Here is a 15,451-nt window from a genome sequence, read left to right on the forward strand (position 1 = left end):
CTGCCGACGTTGCCGCTGCCGAAGATGTTGTCGCTGCCGACGTTGCCGCTGCCGAAGATGTTGTCGCTGCCGACGTTGGCGTTGGCCAGGATGTTGCCGACGCCCTCGTTGGCGAAGCCGAGGTTGAACGTCGTCGGGCCCTGGAAGAATCCCGACAGCCTGGTGCCGCTGTTGAACACGCCCGAGACGAAGCCCGCCGTCCCGGCGCCCGCCAGGCTCGTGTTGAAGATGCCCGACACGGTGTTGCCCGAGTTGATCAGGCCCGACTCCAGCGCGCCGGTGTTGGCGAACCCCGAGTTGCCGATCACCCCGAGCGAGGAGTTGAAGAAGCCGGAGTTGTTGGCGCCGGAGTTGAAGAAGCCCGACGCGGCCCCGCTGCCGCTGTTGAAGAAGCCCGACGACGGGATGGTGGTCGAGTTTCCGAAGCCGGGGCCCTGCCCGAACAGGTGGCCCTGGTTGTCGCCCCGCCACAAGAAGCCGTTGCTGTAGTTGCCGGAGTTGAGCGCGCCGGTGTCGACGTTGCCGAAGTTCGCGAACCCGGTGTTGTAGTTGCCGTTGTTGAAGTAGCCGGTGTTGTACTTGCCCAGGTTGAAGCCGCCGGTGTTGCTGCTGCCCGGGTTGTAGTTGCCGGTGTTGTAGCTGCCGACGTTGCCGATGCCGGTGTTGGCGATGCCGGTGTTGAACAGCCCCGTGTTGGCCTCGCCCGAGTTGCCGATGCCGGTGTTGTAGCTGTTGCCCGCGTTGCCGATGCCCCAGTTGCCGGTTCCGGAGTTGCCGATGCCGACGTTGCCGGTGCCCGAGTTGAACAGGCCCACGTTGCCCGTGCCCGAGTTCCAGCCGCCGAACCCGGACAGGCCGGTGCCGGTGAGCCCGATGCCGCGGTTGCCGTCGCCGGTGTTGCCGAACCCGATGTTGTTGTTGCCGGTGTTGCCGATGCCGATGTTGCCGCTGCCGGTGTTGCCGAACCCGATGTTGTTCAGCGCCGCGGTCAACGCCGGGCCGACGTTACCGAACCCGAAGTTGCCGCTGCCGACGTTGCCGGACCCGACGTTGGAGTTGCCGACGTTCCCCGAACCGAAGTTGAAGTTGCCGACGTTGCCGAAGCCGACGTTGCCCGCGCCGACGTCGGCGAAGCCCAGGTTGCCCAGGGACCTGGTGGCAGTGTCGGCCAGCGCCCGCAGCGGCTGGGTGAACGGCGTCAGCGCCGACACGGCCGCCGAAGCCCCGGCGTGATAGCCGGACATCGCGGCCACGTCCTGGGCCCACATCTGCTCGTACTCCGCCTCGGTCGCCGCGATGGCGGGCGCGTTCTGCCCCAGCAGGTTCGAGACCGCCAGCCACACCAGCTGCGCGCGGTTGGCCGCGATGACCGCCGGGCTCACGGTGGCCGCCTGGGCCGCCTCGAACGCGGCCGCGGCCAGCCGGGCCTGGGCGGCCGTCTCCCCGGCCTGGGCCGCCGCCGCGCTCAGCCAGCCCAGGTAAGGGCCGGCGGCGACCACCATGGCCGTCGACGACGCGCCCTGCCACGCCGAAGCGGCGAGCCCCGACGTCAACGATGAGAACGATTCCGCGGCCGAGCTCAGCTCGGCGGCCAGGCCGTCCCAGGCGGCCGCTGCCGCCAGCATCGGTCCCGAGCCCTCGCCGACGAAGATCTGCCAGGAGTTGAGCTCCGGCGGCAAGACAACGAAACTCATCACGCGTCCCAACTGGACCCAGGTGGCCGCCGCAATGGCGGCCGCGTTCGTCCTGGCGGGCAGCCAGATGCCCCACACTAGAACGTGCTCAGGCCTCACATGCGGGATCCGCGTGAAAAATAAAACTTTTCGCCGGATTTCGGCGGGATCCCCGGAGGGTCGGGTACGACGGCCGCCGGGCCTATTCCCGCGTCGACACGCTGATGGAGAACTCCGCGACCGCCGGCTCCCCGGGGCGCGCGCACCGGTAGCCGCCGCGGCGCAGCGCGTCCGTCGGCGCCGTCATCGGCTCGAAGCAGATCACGTCCTGGTCGGGCGGCGCGAAGATCTGCGCCGCCGGGTACCCGCGCTGATAGTGCACCTCCAGGCGCCGTCCGCCACCCGACACGGCGAACACCGAGCCGTCGGTGACCTGGTCGTAGGCGTCGTCAAAGGCCTTGTCGCCCAACGCCTCCTCCCTGGGCGGCTGGGGTTCCGATTCGCCGGTGGGCAACCCGCGCCCGTCCAGGCGCAGATGCCGCAGCGGCGGCGTCTCGACGATCCACTCGCCGCGCGCCGCGTCCGGCGGGCGCAGGTAGGGATGGAAGCCGAAGCACAGCGGGACCGCGGTGTCGCCGGTCGCGGTGACCGTGGTGCGAACCGTCAGCGCCCGCTCGGCCAGCCGCACCGCCACCGTCAGCACGTGCGGGTAGGGGAAGCCTTCCAGCAGCCGCGGGTCGGCGGCGAAATCGACCTCGGCGGTCAGCTCGTTGTCCGTCTCCGTCGTGACCCGCCACCCCGGGTAGGCGGCCAGGGTGCCGTGGATGGGCAGCCCGTTGGGGTCGGCCCGCACGCCGTTTTCGCCCGGCGTCAGGGTCACATCCACGCCCTGCGCGGTATAGCTGTTGGCGCCCAACCGATTTGCCCACGGGTACAGGATCGGGATGCCCATCGTCTTGGCCGCCGACAGGTAGGCCTGCAGGCCGCGCCGCTGGCCGAGCAGTTCGGTGCCCGCGTCGGTCAGCGAGGTGCCGATCATGCCGGCCTCCGGCACGAATTCCGCGGCCACCGGCGACGCCGGGTCGCGCAGCGTGACGACGCGCATGCCTACCTCCACTTAGCTCGATAGCGGGTCGTGCTGAATGCGTTCGGGCGGGGCGCCTTTGGCGATCAGGGCGGCCCTGGTGGCGCGGACCATGTTCGGGCCGCCGCAGACCAGGATCTGCCGGTCGCCCCAGCCGCCGTACCTGGTCACCACGTCGGGCAGGCGGCCGGTCTGGCACACGTGCAGCCCGCGCGGGGGCGTCGCGTCGGGATAGTCGGCCGCCCACGACGGGTCGCGGCCGTACTCGGAGACCGGCGACACCGACAGCCACGGGTTGTGCTGGGCGACCTGCCACAGGGTGGGCAGGTCATACAGCTCGCAGCGGTAGCGGGCGCCGTAGAACAGGTGCACCCGTGGGTTCACGGCGTAGCGGGACAGGTCCATGATCAGCGCCCGCAGCGGCGCCAGGCCGGTGCTGCCGGCGACCATCAGCACGTCCCCACCGTCGCGGTCGACCCCCAGGCCGCCGTGCGGACTGGACAGCCGCCACCGGTCGCCGGGCCGGGCTTCGTTGACGATCGCGGTGCTGACCAGGCCGCCGGGCACCTGGCGCACGTGGAACTCGATGCCGCCCCCCGGGTCGGCCGGGATCGCGGGGCTCAGGTAGCGCCAGCGGCGCGGGCACTGCGGCACCTGGACGTTGACGTACTGGCCGGGGTGATAGCCCATCGGGCGATCCAGCCGCAGCCGCACGACCGCGAGGTCGCGCGAGACCCGCATGTGCTCGATCACGGTGCCGTCCCACCACGCGGGGCCCTCGTCGGCGTCGGCCGCCCCGCTCATCACCCCGGTGATCAGGTTGAGCGACTGGCCGGCCGCGGCGTCGACGGCGGCCGTCCACCGTTCGCCGACGTGCGTGCGCAGCGCCGTGTACAGCGCGCGGTGCAGCGTTTCGTAATGGCCCGGCAGCACGCCGTATTTGCGATGATCGCGGCCGAGCTGGGCGAGGAAGGCCACCGGCTCGGCGGCGCGCTGGGCGACCAGCTCCCCGTACACCCAGTGCATGGCGTGCGCGAAAGCCGCCCGCTGGCCGTCCATTTCGGGGGGAAACAGGTCGCGCACCGAGACGTCGAGGGCAAACCAGTTGGCATAGAAGCGGTGCACCAGCGGAGCCCCCGCGCCGTCCGGCCGGAACGCGTCGCGCAGCACCCGCAACGCGTCCGGATCTTCGAGGCTCACGTGCGCCGATTCTAGGCTCGCGCGCTACCTGTGGATCCTCTGGCAAGCCGGGCGAGCTCGACGGATTCGGCATATGGCGGCGCGAAGCCGGATACGATCCGCGCTATCGGGCGGCCGCGGGCAGGGGCCATGGGTCAATTCGCGTCGAGCTACCGAGGGGAAACGCATGTCTTTCGTGATCGCGGCACCGGAGTTCGTGGCCGCGGCGGCAACGGATCTGGCGAACATCGGCTCGACGGTCGGCGCGGCGAACGCGGCCGCCGCGGCCCGCACGACGGCGCTGCTGGCCGCCGGCGCCGACGAGGTGTCGACGAACGTGGCGGCCCTGTTCGGCGCGCACGCCCAGGCCTACCAGGCGCTGGGCGCCCAGGCGGCGGCGTTTCACCGGCAGTTCGTGCAGCTCGTCAACGCCGGGGCCGCAACGTATGCGGCCGCCGAGGCGGCCAACACGTCACCGCTGCAGACCCTGGAGCAGGACCTGCTGGGCGCCATCAACGCGCCGACCATGGCCCTGCTGGGGCGCCCGCTGATCGGCAACGGCACCGACGGCGGGCCGGGGCAGGACGGCGGGCCCGGGGGCATCCTGATCGGCAACGGCGGCAACGGCGGGCCCGGTTTCATCGGGCGCACCGGGATGCCCCCGACGCCCGGCGGTAACGGCGGCCCGGGCGGGCTGATCGGCAACGGCGGGGCCGGCGGAGCCGGCGCCAGCAGCCAGATGGGGAGCACGGCCGGCGGCAACGGCGGCGCCGCGGGGTGGTTCGGCCAGGGCGGCGCCGGCGGGGCCGGCGGAAGCTCGTTGGGCGCCGGCGGACGCATCAACGCCGGGAGCCTCGGCGGCGCCGGCGGCGCCGGCGGGCTGATCTTCGGCGGCGGCGGCGCGGGTGGCGCCGGCGGCGCCGGAACCACCGACAACGGCGGGGCCGGCGGCATGGGCGGCAACGCCGGGCTGTTCGGCGCCGGGGGCAACGGGGGTCCCGGCGGTACCTCGGCCAACGCCACCGGCGGCGCCGGCGGGTCCGGCGGCGACGGCGGGCTGCTGTGGGGCAACGGCGGCAACGGTGCCGACGCCGCGGTGACCGCCGCCGGCAGCGTGGGCGCCGCCGGCGGGAACGGCGGCAACGCCGTCGGGCTGGTCGGCGACGGCGGTCACGGCGGGTTCGGCCTGCCCGGCGGGGCGGCCGGCCGGGCGGGCCTGCTGGTCGGTAACGGGGGCGGCGGCGGCACCGGCATGCCCGGCGCGAACGGCGGCGCGCTGTTCGGCAACGGCGGCTACGGCGGGGCCGGCATCGTCGGCGCCGGTGGACACGGCGGGAACGCCGGCCTGGTCGGGAACGGCGGCGCCGGCGGCGCCGGCGTCGGCGCGAGCGGTGGCGGGTTCGCGCAGTTCGGCCCCGGCGGCGACGGCGGCAACGCCGGGCTGTGGGGCTACGGCGGGGCCGGCGGAGCCGGTGGCAGCGGCCTGGTTCGCGCCACGGCCGGCGGGGCCGGCGGTGTGGGCGGGTTGCTGTTCGGCGGCGGCGGCACCGGCGGGGCCGGCGGCAGCACCACGGTCAACGGCGACGGGGGTGCCGGCGGGGCCGGCGGCAGGGCCGGGTTGTTCGGCGGTGGCGGCGCCGGCGGGGCCGGCGGGGCCACCGCCACCGGGACCGGCGGGGCCGGCGGCGCGGGTGGGGCCGGCGGGATGCTGGCCGGCAGCGGCGGCAATGGCGGCAGCGGCAACGCCGGGCCCACGGGCGGGGCCGGTGGCGCGGGCGGCAACGGCGGAATCCTGGGCAACGGCGGCGCCGGCGGGCAGGGCGGCAACTCCCATGGCCTTGCCTTCGGTGGCGCCGCCGGCGCCGGCGGGTCCGGCGGCAACGCGGGGCTGATCGGCAACGGCGGCAACGCCGGCGCCGACGGCGCCGGTTCCACCGCCACCGTCGGCGGCGCCGCGGGCAGGGCGGGGCTGCTGGTCGGCAACGGCGGCAACGGCGGGACCGGCCAGGCCGGCGCCAACGGCGGCTTCTTCTATGGCAACGGGGGCGCCGGGGGCAACGGGAGCAACAGCGGCGCTCCGATCTTCGGCGGCGGTCGCGGCGGCAATGCCGGGCTGGTCGGCAACGGCGGCGCCGGGGGCAGCGCCATCGTGGGGGCGGCCGGCGGCGACGGCGGCACCGGGGGGATGCTGTCCGGCAACGGCGGGGCCGGCGGCAACGGCGCCCCCGGCGCCCTGGTCGGGGCCGCGCCCGGCTTCGCCGGCGGCAACGGCGGGGCGGCGATCGGGCTGTTCGGCTTCGGCGGCGCCGGGGGAGCAGGCGGCGCGGGCGGGGGCACGTTCGCCGGCGGCAACGGCGGGACCGGCGGCAACGGCGGCCTGATCGGCGGCGGGGGCCGCGGCGGCGACGCCGGCGTCGGCGGCGCGCCCGCCATCGGCGGCAACGGCGGCAGCGCCACCGTCATCGGGAACGGCGGCAACGGCGGGAACGGGTCGGACGGCGGCGCCGGTGGCGCCGGGGGCACCGGCGGGCTGCTGTTCGGCGCCAACGGGGTCAACGGCGCGGCTTAGCCCGGGAAAAATTGCTAGGGTTGAGCGGAACAGACTCAACCTTGACGGCGTTGAACAACGCGACAAGCATTTTTACTAGCCCCCTTTCTGGACCCCGAACGGAGGTGTCGTGGACTCTTTCAACCCGACAACCAAGACCCAGGCCGCGCTCACGTCGGCCCTGCAGGCGGCCTCGGCCGCCGGCAATCCGGAGATCAGGCCGGCCCACCTGCTGTTGGCGCTGCTGACGCAGAACGACGGGATCGCCGCGCCGCTGCTGGAGGCTGTCGGCGTCGAGCCCGCCACCATCCGCGCCGAAACGGAGCGCATCCTCAACCAGCTTCCGCAGGCCAGCGGCGCCAGCTCGCAACCGCAGCTGTCGCGCGAATCGCTGGCCGCCATCACCACCGCCCAGCAGCTGGCCACCGAGATGGACGACGAGTACGTCTCCACCGAGCACCTGATGGTGGGCCTGTCCACCGGCGACTCCGACGTCGCCAAGCTGCTGACCGGCCACGGCGCGTCCCCGCAGGCGTTGCGGGAGGCGTTCGTCAAGGTCCGGGGCAGCGCGCGCGTCACCAGCGCCGACCCCGAGGGCACCTACCAGGCGCTGGAGAAGTACTCCACCGACCTGACCGCCCGCGCTAAGGAGGGCAAGCTCGACCCGGTCATCGGGCGCGACAACGAGATTCGCCGCGTCGTGCAGGTCTTGAGCCGCCGCACCAAGAACAACCCGGTGCTGATCGGCGAGCCCGGCGTCGGCAAGACCGCGATCGTGGAGGGCCTGGCCCAGCGCATCGTGGCCGGCGACGTGCCGGAGAGCCTGCGCGACAAGACCGTCATCGCCCTGGACCTCGGGTCCATGGTGGCCGGGGCGAAGTACCGCGGCGAGTTCGAGGAACGCCTCAAGGCCGTGCTCGACGACATCAAGAACTCCGCCGGGCAGATCATCACGTTCATCGACGAGCTGCACACCATCGTCGGCGCCGGCGCGACCGGCGAGTCGGCGATGGACGCCGGCAACATGATCAAGCCGATGCTGGCCCGCGGCGAGCTGCGCCTGGTGGGCGCCACCACGCTCGACGAGTACCGCAAGTACATCGAGAAGGACGCCGCGCTGGAGCGCCGCTTCCAGCAGGTGTTCGTCGGCGAGCCGTCGGTCGAGGACACCGTCGGCATCCTGCGCGGGCTCAAGGACCGCTACGAGGTGCACCACGGCGTGCGCATCACCGACTCGGCGCTGGTCGCCGCGGCCACGCTGAGCGACCGCTACATCACCGCGCGGTTCCTGCCGGACAAGGCCATCGACCTGGTCGACGAGTCCGCCAGCCGGCTGCGGATGGAGATCGACTCGCGCCCCGTCGAGATCGACGAGGTCGAGCGCCTGGTGCGCCGGCTGGAGATCGAGGAGATGGCGCTGGCCAAGGAAGAGGACGACGCGTCCAAGGAGCGGCTGGACAAGCTGCGCTCCGAGCTGGCCGACCACCGCGAGAAGCTGTCCGAGCTGACGGCCAAGTGGCAGAACGAGAAGAACGCCATCGACATAGTCCGCGAGCTCAAGGAGCAGCTGGAGACGCTGCGCGGGGAGTCCGACCGCGCCGAGCGCGACGGCGACCTGGCCAAGGCGGCCGAGCTGCGCTACGGCCGCATCCCCGAGGTGGAGAAGAAGCTCGACGCCGCGCTGCCGCAGGCCGAGGCCCGCGAGAACGTGATGCTCAAGGAGGAGGTCGGCCCCGACGACATCGCCGACGTGGTGTCCGCGTGGACCGGCATCCCGGCCGGGCGGCTGCTGGAGGGCGAGACCGCCAAGCTGCTGCGGATGGAAGACGAGCTGGGCCGCCGCGTCGTCGGGCAGAAGAAGGCGGTGCAGGCCGTCTCCGACGCCGTGCGCCGTGCGCGGGCCGGGGTCGCCGACCCCAACCGGCCCACGGGTTCGTTCATGTTCCTGGGGCCCACCGGTGTCGGCAAGACCGAGCTGGCCAAGGCGCTGGCCGACTTCCTGTTCGACGACGACCGGGCCATGGTCCGCATCGACATGAGCGAGTACGGCGAGAAGCACTCCGTCGCCCGGCTGGTGGGTGCGCCCCCCGGCTACATCGGCTACGACCAGGGCGGCCAGCTGACCGAGGCGGTGCGCCGCCGGCCCTACACGGTGGTGCTGTTCGACGAGATCGAAAAGGCCCACCCCGACGTGTTCGACGTGCTGCTGCAGGTCCTCGACGAGGGCCGGCTGACCGACGGGCAGGGCCGCACGGTCGACTTCCGCAACACGATCCTCATCCTGACGTCCAACCTCGGGTCGGGCGGCAGCGAGGAGCAGGTGATGGCCGCGGTGCGCTCGGCGTTCAAGCCGGAGTTCATCAACCGGCTCGACGACGTGCTGATCTTCGACGGGCTCAACCCCGAGGAGCTGGTCCAGATCGTCGACATCCAGCTGGCCCAGCTGGGCAAGCGGCTGGCGCAACGACGGCTGCAGCTCGAGGTGTCGCTGCCGGCCAAGAAGTGGCTGGCGCAGCGCGGGTTCGACCCGGTGTACGGCGCCCGCCCGCTGCGCCGGCTGGTGCAGCAGGCCATTGGTGACCAGCTGGCCAAGCTGCTGCTCGCCGGCGACGTGCACGACGGGGACACCGTCCCGGTGAACGTCAGCCCGGACGGCGACGCGCTGATCCTGGGCTGACCTAGTTGCGCTCGAACGTCGACTTGTTGCGGGGGTTTCGCCCAGATCGCTCAACAAGTCGACGTTCGGCGCATTGGTAGGGTGCTGTAACGGGGTTGTGACCTGGTCGGTTTCCTCATTCCGGCGCAACAGCAGATACCCTGTGTGGGATGGTCCCCCTTTGGTTCACGCTCTCCGCGCTGTGCTTTGTCGGCGCGGGGGTGCTCCTGTACGTCGACATCGATCGACGCCGGGGGCGCAGCAGGCGCCGCAAGTCGTGGGCGCGGTCGCACGGGTTCGACTACGAGCGTGAGTCCACCGACATCCTCAAGCGCTGGAAGCGCGGCGTGATCTCGACGGTGGGCGACGTCCCCGCCCACAACGTCGTGCTGGGCCAGATCCGCGGCGAGGCGGTCTACATCTTCGACGTCGACGAAGTCGCCACCGTGATCGCGCTGCACCGCAAGGTGGGCACCAACGTCGTCGTCGACCTGCGGCTCAAGGGGCTGAAAGAACCACGGGAGAGCGACATTTGGCTGTTGGGCGCGATCGGGCCGCGGATGGTGTACTCCACCAACCTCGACGCGGCCCGGCGGGCCTGCGACCGGCGCATGGTCACCTTCGCGCACACCGCGCCCGACTGCGCCGAGATCATGTGGAACGAGCAGAACTGGACGCTGGTCGCCATGCCGATCTCCAGCATGCGCGCCCAGTGGGACGAGGGCCTGCGCACCGTGCGCCAGTTCAACGACCTGTTGCGGGTGTTGCCGCCGGTGCCCCAGGAGGCCGCCGCCGAGGCCGGCGCGCCGGCCGCCATCCGCAGCGCCGCGCCGAGCCGCCCGCTGGCGCCCGCCGGCCGGGTCGAGTTGCCGTCGCGGCGCTCGGGGCAGGACGTGTCCGAGTTTCTGGGTGACGCGGGCCGTCGCCCCGAGCCGGTCCGCCGGGACGAGGGGCGCACGGACTCCCTTCGCCGCCCGCCGCCGACCGGGCGCAACGGCCACCAGGCCACCAACTATCAGCGCTGATGCCGCCCGGCGAGCTTGACCCCCGCGAGGAGTTGGCCGAGCTGGTGCGGCGGCTGTCGGTGGTGCACGGGCGGGTGACGCTGTCGTCGGGCAAGGAGGCCGACTACTACGTCGACCTGCGCCGCGCCACGCTGCATCACCGGGCCTCGGCGTTGATCGGCAGGCTGATGCGTGACCTCACCGGCGACTGGGACTACGCGCTGGTCGGCGGCCTGACCCTGGGCGCCGACCCGGTGGCGACGGCGGTCATGCACGCGCCCGGGCGGCCCATCGACGCGTTCGTCGTGCGCAAGTCCGCGAAAACCCATGGGCTGCAACGCCTCATCGAGGGCTGCGAGGTGGCCGGGCGGCGGGCCCTGGTGGTGGAGGACACCAGCACCACCGGCGCCTCGGCGCTGACCGCGGTGCGCGCGGTGCAGGAGGCCGGTGGCGAGGTGGTCGGGGTGGCCACCGTGGTGGACCGGGCCACCGGCGCCGCCGAGGCCATCGAGGCCGAGGGTCTGGCCTACCGCAGCGTGCTCGGGCTGGCCGACCTGGGGCTGGGCTAGGGCCGTCATAGCTGTGCGGATGTTCCTTGCGCTGGCAGCCTGTCTGGCCGCGTGCCTGACGGGCTGCTCGGGCTCCGGCCACGCCGTCGCGCCCTACGGCGCGCAGGGCGCGCGGCTCGGGGAGTCGCTGGCGCTGCTGGGCTGGAACATGTCGGTGTCGAACCTGCGCTGGGGCGGCGACTACGTGCTGGTCGACGTGGACGCCTCGCCGGCGGATCCGCATGCGGGACACGCCAAACCCGAGGACCTGCGCTTCGGGCTCTACGGCGCGCTGGCGCACCCGATGGAGTCCAACGCGCTGGGCAGCTGCGACGACGCGATGACCACCGTGCACGACATCCAGCACCCGCTGGCCGCGCCGCCGGACCGGCTCACCGGCACGGTTTGCCTTGGGCCGCTTAAGGATCGAAGCCAGGTCCGCGGGGTGTACGCCTACTCGCCGCGCGACCGCATCCCGAACACGTCGGCGGCCTACCCCGCGGCGTTCCCGGTGGGGTTGCTGCCGACCAACGCCAACGACACCGGCCTGACGGTCAAGACCGTCAACCTGTCGGCCTGGCGCGCCGACGGCGCCCCGGTGACCAAGGCGCAGCTCGGCGATCCCGCCGCGTTCAACGGCAACGGCTACATGCTGCTGGGGCTGGAGGCCGACGCGGTGGCGGCCCGGTACCGCGACGACTCCGCCGCGCGCGGCGGGCCGATGATGCTGCTGGCGTCGCCGACGCTGCCCGGCCGCGGGCTGAACCCGGCCTGCGCGACGTACGGGTCGTCGGTGCTGATCCTGCCCGACGCGTCGCTGGATTCGGTGCATGTCAACGCGTCGCTGTGCACCCAGGGCGAGATCAACGACGCGCTGCTGTACGCGACCGTGGCTGTCGATGGCACCCACGCCGGCGTGTGGACGCAGCGGTGAGCGAACCGGGACCCACCGAATGGGGGACGACGGCCGGCGGCGTCGGGCCCTGGCCGGGCGAGCCGCCCGGCGACCCCCGGTATGACCCGAACCTGTTGCGCGACGGCGATTCCCGCAACGTCGTCGACGCCTACCGGTATTGGACCCGGGAGGCGATCATCGCCGACATCGACCGGCGCCGCCACCCGTTGCACGTGGCGATCGAGAACTTCGGCCACGACGCCAACATCGGCTCGGTGGTGCGCACCGCCAACGCGTTCGCGGTCGACACCGTGCACATCGTGGGGCGCCGGCGCTGGAATCGGCGCGGCGCCATGGTCACCGACCGCTATCAGCGCCTGTGCCACCACGACAGCACCGCCGAATTGCTGGCCTTCGCGGCCGGCGCCGGCCTGACCGTGATCGCGGTCGACAACGTCCCGGGCGCGGCGCGGCTGGAGGAGACCGCGCTGCCGCGCGAGTGCCTGCTGGTGTTCGGTCAGGAAGGCCCCGGCATCACCGACGACATCCGCGCCGGCGCGGCGCTGACGGTGTCGATCGCCCAGTTCGGCTCGACGCGCAGCGTCAACGCCGGCGTCGCCGCCGGCATCGCCATGCACGCCTGGATCCGCCAGCACGCCGACCTGTCACGGGCCTGGTAGCCCCGCGCCACGCCTTGTCATGCCGAGTGTGAATCGTCGGCGCCGAATGTGCGCTCAGGGCGGGATTTTGGCGATTTTTCCGCCCTGGTTTCACACCGGAAGCCAAGGATTCACACCCCAATCAGCTCCACAGCGTGACGTGCACCTTCGGGCGGAACCGCGCGACGCCGACCCCGGAGCCGCGGATCATCGCCTGCGTGCACCGCGGCGTGGTGATGAAGCGGACCAGCTCCGACACCGCGGGCTGGCGCACCGACGGCGCCAGCGTCGCCGCGCACCACTCGCCCGAGCGGTCCAGCCCGGGACCGGTCACGTGCGTCAACCGCCCGGCCGCCAGGTCCTTGGCGACGGCGAAGCCGATCGTCAGCGCCACCCCGCCGACCCGCTGCACCTCCTCGAGCGCGGCGGCGTCGCTCTGAAAGATCCGTTGCTGCGACTCCGGAATCGCCAAGTCGCGCAACATCGTTGCGATTTCGCCGTCGACGCCGCCCGCGGCCGGGCCGAGCATCCACTGCTGCTGGCGCAGCAGCGCCGGGCTCGGAATCCCCGCGGCCAGTGGGCTGTTCGGCGCCACGACGGCGATGATCTGGTACTTCAAAAACGGCCGCACGAAGATCGTGTCGTCGTGGCCGGCCGGATGTTCGCTCGCCGGGCCGATCGCGATGTCCACGGCGCGCGCGGCGATCAGGTCGCGGAACCGGCTGGTGGGGTGCACGCTCAGCTCCACCGACAGGTCGTCGGCCCGCGACGAGAACAGCTCGATCAGCCCCGGCGCCGCGTGCTCGGCGAACGCGCTGGACGCGGCGATGCGCAGCAGCCGCCGGCCGTGGGCGGCCTCGGTGACCTCGATCGCGGTTTGTTGCTGCAGGCCCAGGATTTCGACCGCGCGGCTGGCCAGCCGCAGCCCGCCGGGCGTGAACGCCAGCCCCGCGCCGGTCCGGGTGAACAGCGGGTCGTCGAGCTCCTTGCGCAGCGCCGCCACGAGCATCGACACCCCGGCGTCGGAAACACCCAGCTCCGCGGCGGCGGCCCGCACCGAACCCAACCGCACCACCGCCGAATAGGCCCGAAGTTGAGCCGGAGTCACGCCATGAGCTTACGTTTAATGCGTGCGCGACGTGCTTGCCGAGCTGATGTCGATCTGGCGTGCCGGTGACACCGCTGGCCTGGGGACGGTGGTGCGGACGTTCCGGTCCGCGCCGCGGCCGCCGGGCGCCGCGATGGTGGTGGCGCCCGACGGCTCGGTGACGGGGTCGGTGTCGGGGGGTTGCGTGGAGGGCGCGGTTTACGAGCTGGCCGCCGAGGTGGCCAAGACCGGGACGCCGCGGCTGGAACGCTACGGCGTCAGCGACGACGACGCGTTCGCCGTCGGGCTGACGTGCGGCGGCGTCATCGACGTCTTCGTCGAGTCGCTGTCGCGCGCGACATTTCCCGAACTCGGCGCGGTGGCCGACGACATCGGCGAGCACCGCCCGGTGGCGGTCGCGACGGTCATCGCCCACCCCGACGCGCGGTGGCTCGGGCGCCGGCTGGTCGTCCGGCCGGACGCGCAGGCCGGTTCGCTGGGCTCGGCGCGCGCCGACGCCGCGGTGGCCGACGACGCGCGGGGCCTGCTGGCGGTGGGCCGCAGCGAGGTCCTCAAGTACGGGCCCGACGGGCAGCGGCTGGGCGAGGGCATGGAGGTGTTCGTGTCCAGCTACGCGCCGCGCCCGCGGATGCTGGTGTTCGGCGCCATCGACTTCGCCGCCGCGCTGGCGCAGCAGGGCGCGCTGCTGGGCTACCGGGTCACCGTGTGCGACGCCCGCGCGCTGTTCGCCACGCCGGTGCGCTTCCCGACGGCCGACCGCGTCGTCGTCGACTGGCCGCACCGCTACCTCGCCGCGCAGGCGGAGGCGGGCGCCGTCGACGAGAGCACGGTGATCTGCGTGCTGACCCACGACCCGAAATTCGACGTCCCGGTGCTCGAGGTGGCGCTGCGGCTGCCCCGGGTCGGCTACGTCGGGGCGATGGGGTCGCGCCGCACCCACGACGACCGGATGAACCGGCTGCGGGCCGCGGGGCTGACCGACGCCGAGCTGGGCCGGTTGCGCAGCCCCATCGGGCTGGACCTCGGCGCGCGCACCCCCGAGGAGACCGCGGTGTCCATCGCCGCCGACATCATCGCCAAGCGCTGGGGCGGCGGGGGCCGCCCGCTGGCCGAAACCGCCGGGCGGATCCACCACGACGCGCAGGTGACGGGCGACCTAAACGATTACTTAACTCGCTATTGACGCGTGTTTCCCCCCGGCCGACACTGCTGCAATGCAAGTACCGGGACCCTTCGAATACGAACGTGCAACCAGCGTCGACCACGCCGTCGGGCTGCTGGATCGGCTGGGGGACGGCGCGCGGGTGATCGCCGGCGGCCACAGCCTGCTGCCGATGATGAAGCTGCGCATCGCCAACCCGGAGTACCTCGTCGACATCAACGACCTGGCCCCCGAGCTCGGCTACGTGATCACCGACCCGACCCTGGTGCGCATCGGCGCCATGACCCGCCACCGCGAGATCCTGGAGTCCGACACCCTGGCCGCCGTGTGCCCGATCTTCCGCGACGCGGAGAAGGTGATCGCCGACCCGGTGGTCCGCAATCGCGGCACCCTGGGCGGCTCGCTGTGCCAGGCCGACCCGGCCGAGGACCTGGTGACGGTCTGCACCGTGCTGGGGGCGGTGTGCCTGGCCCGCGGGCCCAAGGGGGAACGCGAGATTCCGATCGACGAGTTCGTCGCCGGCCCCTACGAAACCACGCTGGCGCACAACGAAATCCTGGTCGAGGCGCGAATCCCGGTGCGGCTCAACACGTCCAGCGCCTACGCGAAGGTCGAGCGCCGGGTCGGGGACTGGGCGGTGACGGCGGCCGGCGCGAGTCTCACGCTCGACGGGGAAGAAATCGCCGCCGCCCGCGTGGGCCTGACGGCGGTGGGCCCCGACCCCGCCGCGCTGGCCGAGCTCGCCGCCGGCCTGGTCGGGCGGCCGGCCACCGAGGAAACCTTCGCCGAGGCGGGCCGGCGCGCCGCGCAGGCCTGCGACCCGGTGACCGACATCCGCGGCACCGCCGAGTACAAGCGGCACCTGGCCGCCGAGCTGACCGTCCGCACGCTGCGCCGCGCCGCGCAACGCGTGCGCGCAGAAGGGAACTGACGCC

12 protein-coding genes are annotated in these 15,451 nt (G+C 72.9%); 8 read left to right on the forward strand and 4 right to left on the reverse strand.

Annotated features, from left to right (window positions below; translation table 11 throughout):
• The 3 genes from AC5Y4Z_RS18395 to AC5Y4Z_RS18405 form a co-directional block, all read right to left on the reverse strand.
• The coding region (locus AC5Y4Z_RS18395) for a PPE family protein (protein ID WP_499965983.1) at positions 1–1,694 on the reverse strand (1,694 nt) is incomplete at its 3' end.
• 181 nt (positions 1,695–1,875) lie between these two features.
• Positions 1,876–2,778, reverse strand: coding sequence for an aldose 1-epimerase (locus tag AC5Y4Z_RS18400; protein ID WP_499965984.1), 903 nt, complete (start codon positions 2,776–2,778; stop codon positions 1,876–1,878).
• A gap of 12 nt (positions 2,779–2,790) precedes the next feature.
• The gene (locus tag AC5Y4Z_RS18405) at positions 2,791–3,957 is read right to left on the reverse strand and encodes an FAD-binding oxidoreductase (protein WP_499965985.1); all 1,167 of its coding nucleotides are present in this window, start codon (positions 3,955–3,957) and stop codon (positions 2,791–2,793) included.
• 166 nt (positions 3,958–4,123) lie between these two features.
• Between AC5Y4Z_RS18405 and AC5Y4Z_RS18410 the strand changes: the two genes are divergently transcribed.
• From AC5Y4Z_RS18410 to AC5Y4Z_RS18435, 6 genes are all read left to right on the forward strand, one after another.
• The gene (locus AC5Y4Z_RS18410) at positions 4,124–6,505 is read left to right on the forward strand and encodes a PE family protein (protein WP_499965986.1); all 2,382 of its coding nucleotides are present in this window, start codon (positions 4,124–4,126) and stop codon (positions 6,503–6,505) included.
• Positions 6,506–6,614: 109 nt separating this feature from the next.
• Complete coding sequence (gene clpB, locus AC5Y4Z_RS18415; RefSeq protein WP_499965987.1) at positions 6,615–9,161, forward strand: ATP-dependent chaperone ClpB; 2,547 nt, start codon at positions 6,615–6,617, stop codon at positions 9,159–9,161.
• 149 nt (positions 9,162–9,310) lie between these two features.
• Positions 9,311–10,165: a trehalose monomycolate transport factor TtfA gene (ttfA, locus tag AC5Y4Z_RS18420; RefSeq protein WP_499965988.1), complete on the forward strand. Its 855-nt coding sequence runs from the start codon at positions 9,311–9,313 to the stop codon at positions 10,163–10,165.
• On the forward strand, positions 10,165–10,713 hold the full coding sequence (gene pyrE, locus AC5Y4Z_RS18425; protein ID WP_499965989.1) for an orotate phosphoribosyltransferase: 549 nt from the start codon (positions 10,165–10,167) through the stop codon (positions 10,711–10,713). The genes ttfA and pyrE overlap by 1 nt, the downstream gene beginning before the upstream one ends.
• 19 nt (positions 10,714–10,732) lie before the next feature.
• A complete protein-coding gene (locus AC5Y4Z_RS18430) occupies positions 10,733–11,626 on the forward strand; it encodes a hypothetical protein (RefSeq protein ID WP_499965991.1) in 894 nt (297 codons plus the stop codon).
• Positions 11,623–12,267 (forward strand): TrmH family RNA methyltransferase, encoded by a 645-nt coding sequence (locus AC5Y4Z_RS18435; protein WP_499965992.1) that lies wholly within the window; start codon positions 11,623–11,625, stop codon positions 12,265–12,267. Before AC5Y4Z_RS18430 ends, AC5Y4Z_RS18435 begins: the two co-directional genes overlap by 4 nt.
• 121 nt (positions 12,268–12,388) lie before the next feature.
• On the opposite strand, the gene AC5Y4Z_RS18440 is transcribed toward AC5Y4Z_RS18435, so the two are convergent.
• The gene (locus AC5Y4Z_RS18440; protein WP_499965993.1) at positions 12,389–13,354 is read right to left on the reverse strand and encodes a LysR family transcriptional regulator; all 966 of its coding nucleotides are present in this window, start codon (positions 13,352–13,354) and stop codon (positions 12,389–12,391) included.
• A gap of 22 nt (positions 13,355–13,376) precedes the next feature.
• Between AC5Y4Z_RS18440 and AC5Y4Z_RS18445 the strand changes: the two genes are divergently transcribed.
• Positions 13,377–14,537 carry an XdhC family protein gene (locus AC5Y4Z_RS18445; protein WP_499965994.1) on the forward strand — a complete coding sequence of 387 codons (1,161 nt, stop codon included), beginning with the start codon at positions 13,377–13,379 and terminating at the stop codon, positions 14,535–14,537.
• 31 nt (positions 14,538–14,568) lie between these two features.
• Positions 14,569–15,447 carry an FAD binding domain-containing protein gene (locus AC5Y4Z_RS18450; RefSeq protein WP_499965995.1) on the forward strand — a complete coding sequence of 293 codons (879 nt, stop codon included), beginning with the start codon at positions 14,569–14,571 and terminating at the stop codon, positions 15,445–15,447.
• Positions 15,448–15,451 lie beyond the last annotated feature (4 nt).

Source organism: Mycobacterium sp. NGS63 (assembly GCF_059812295.1).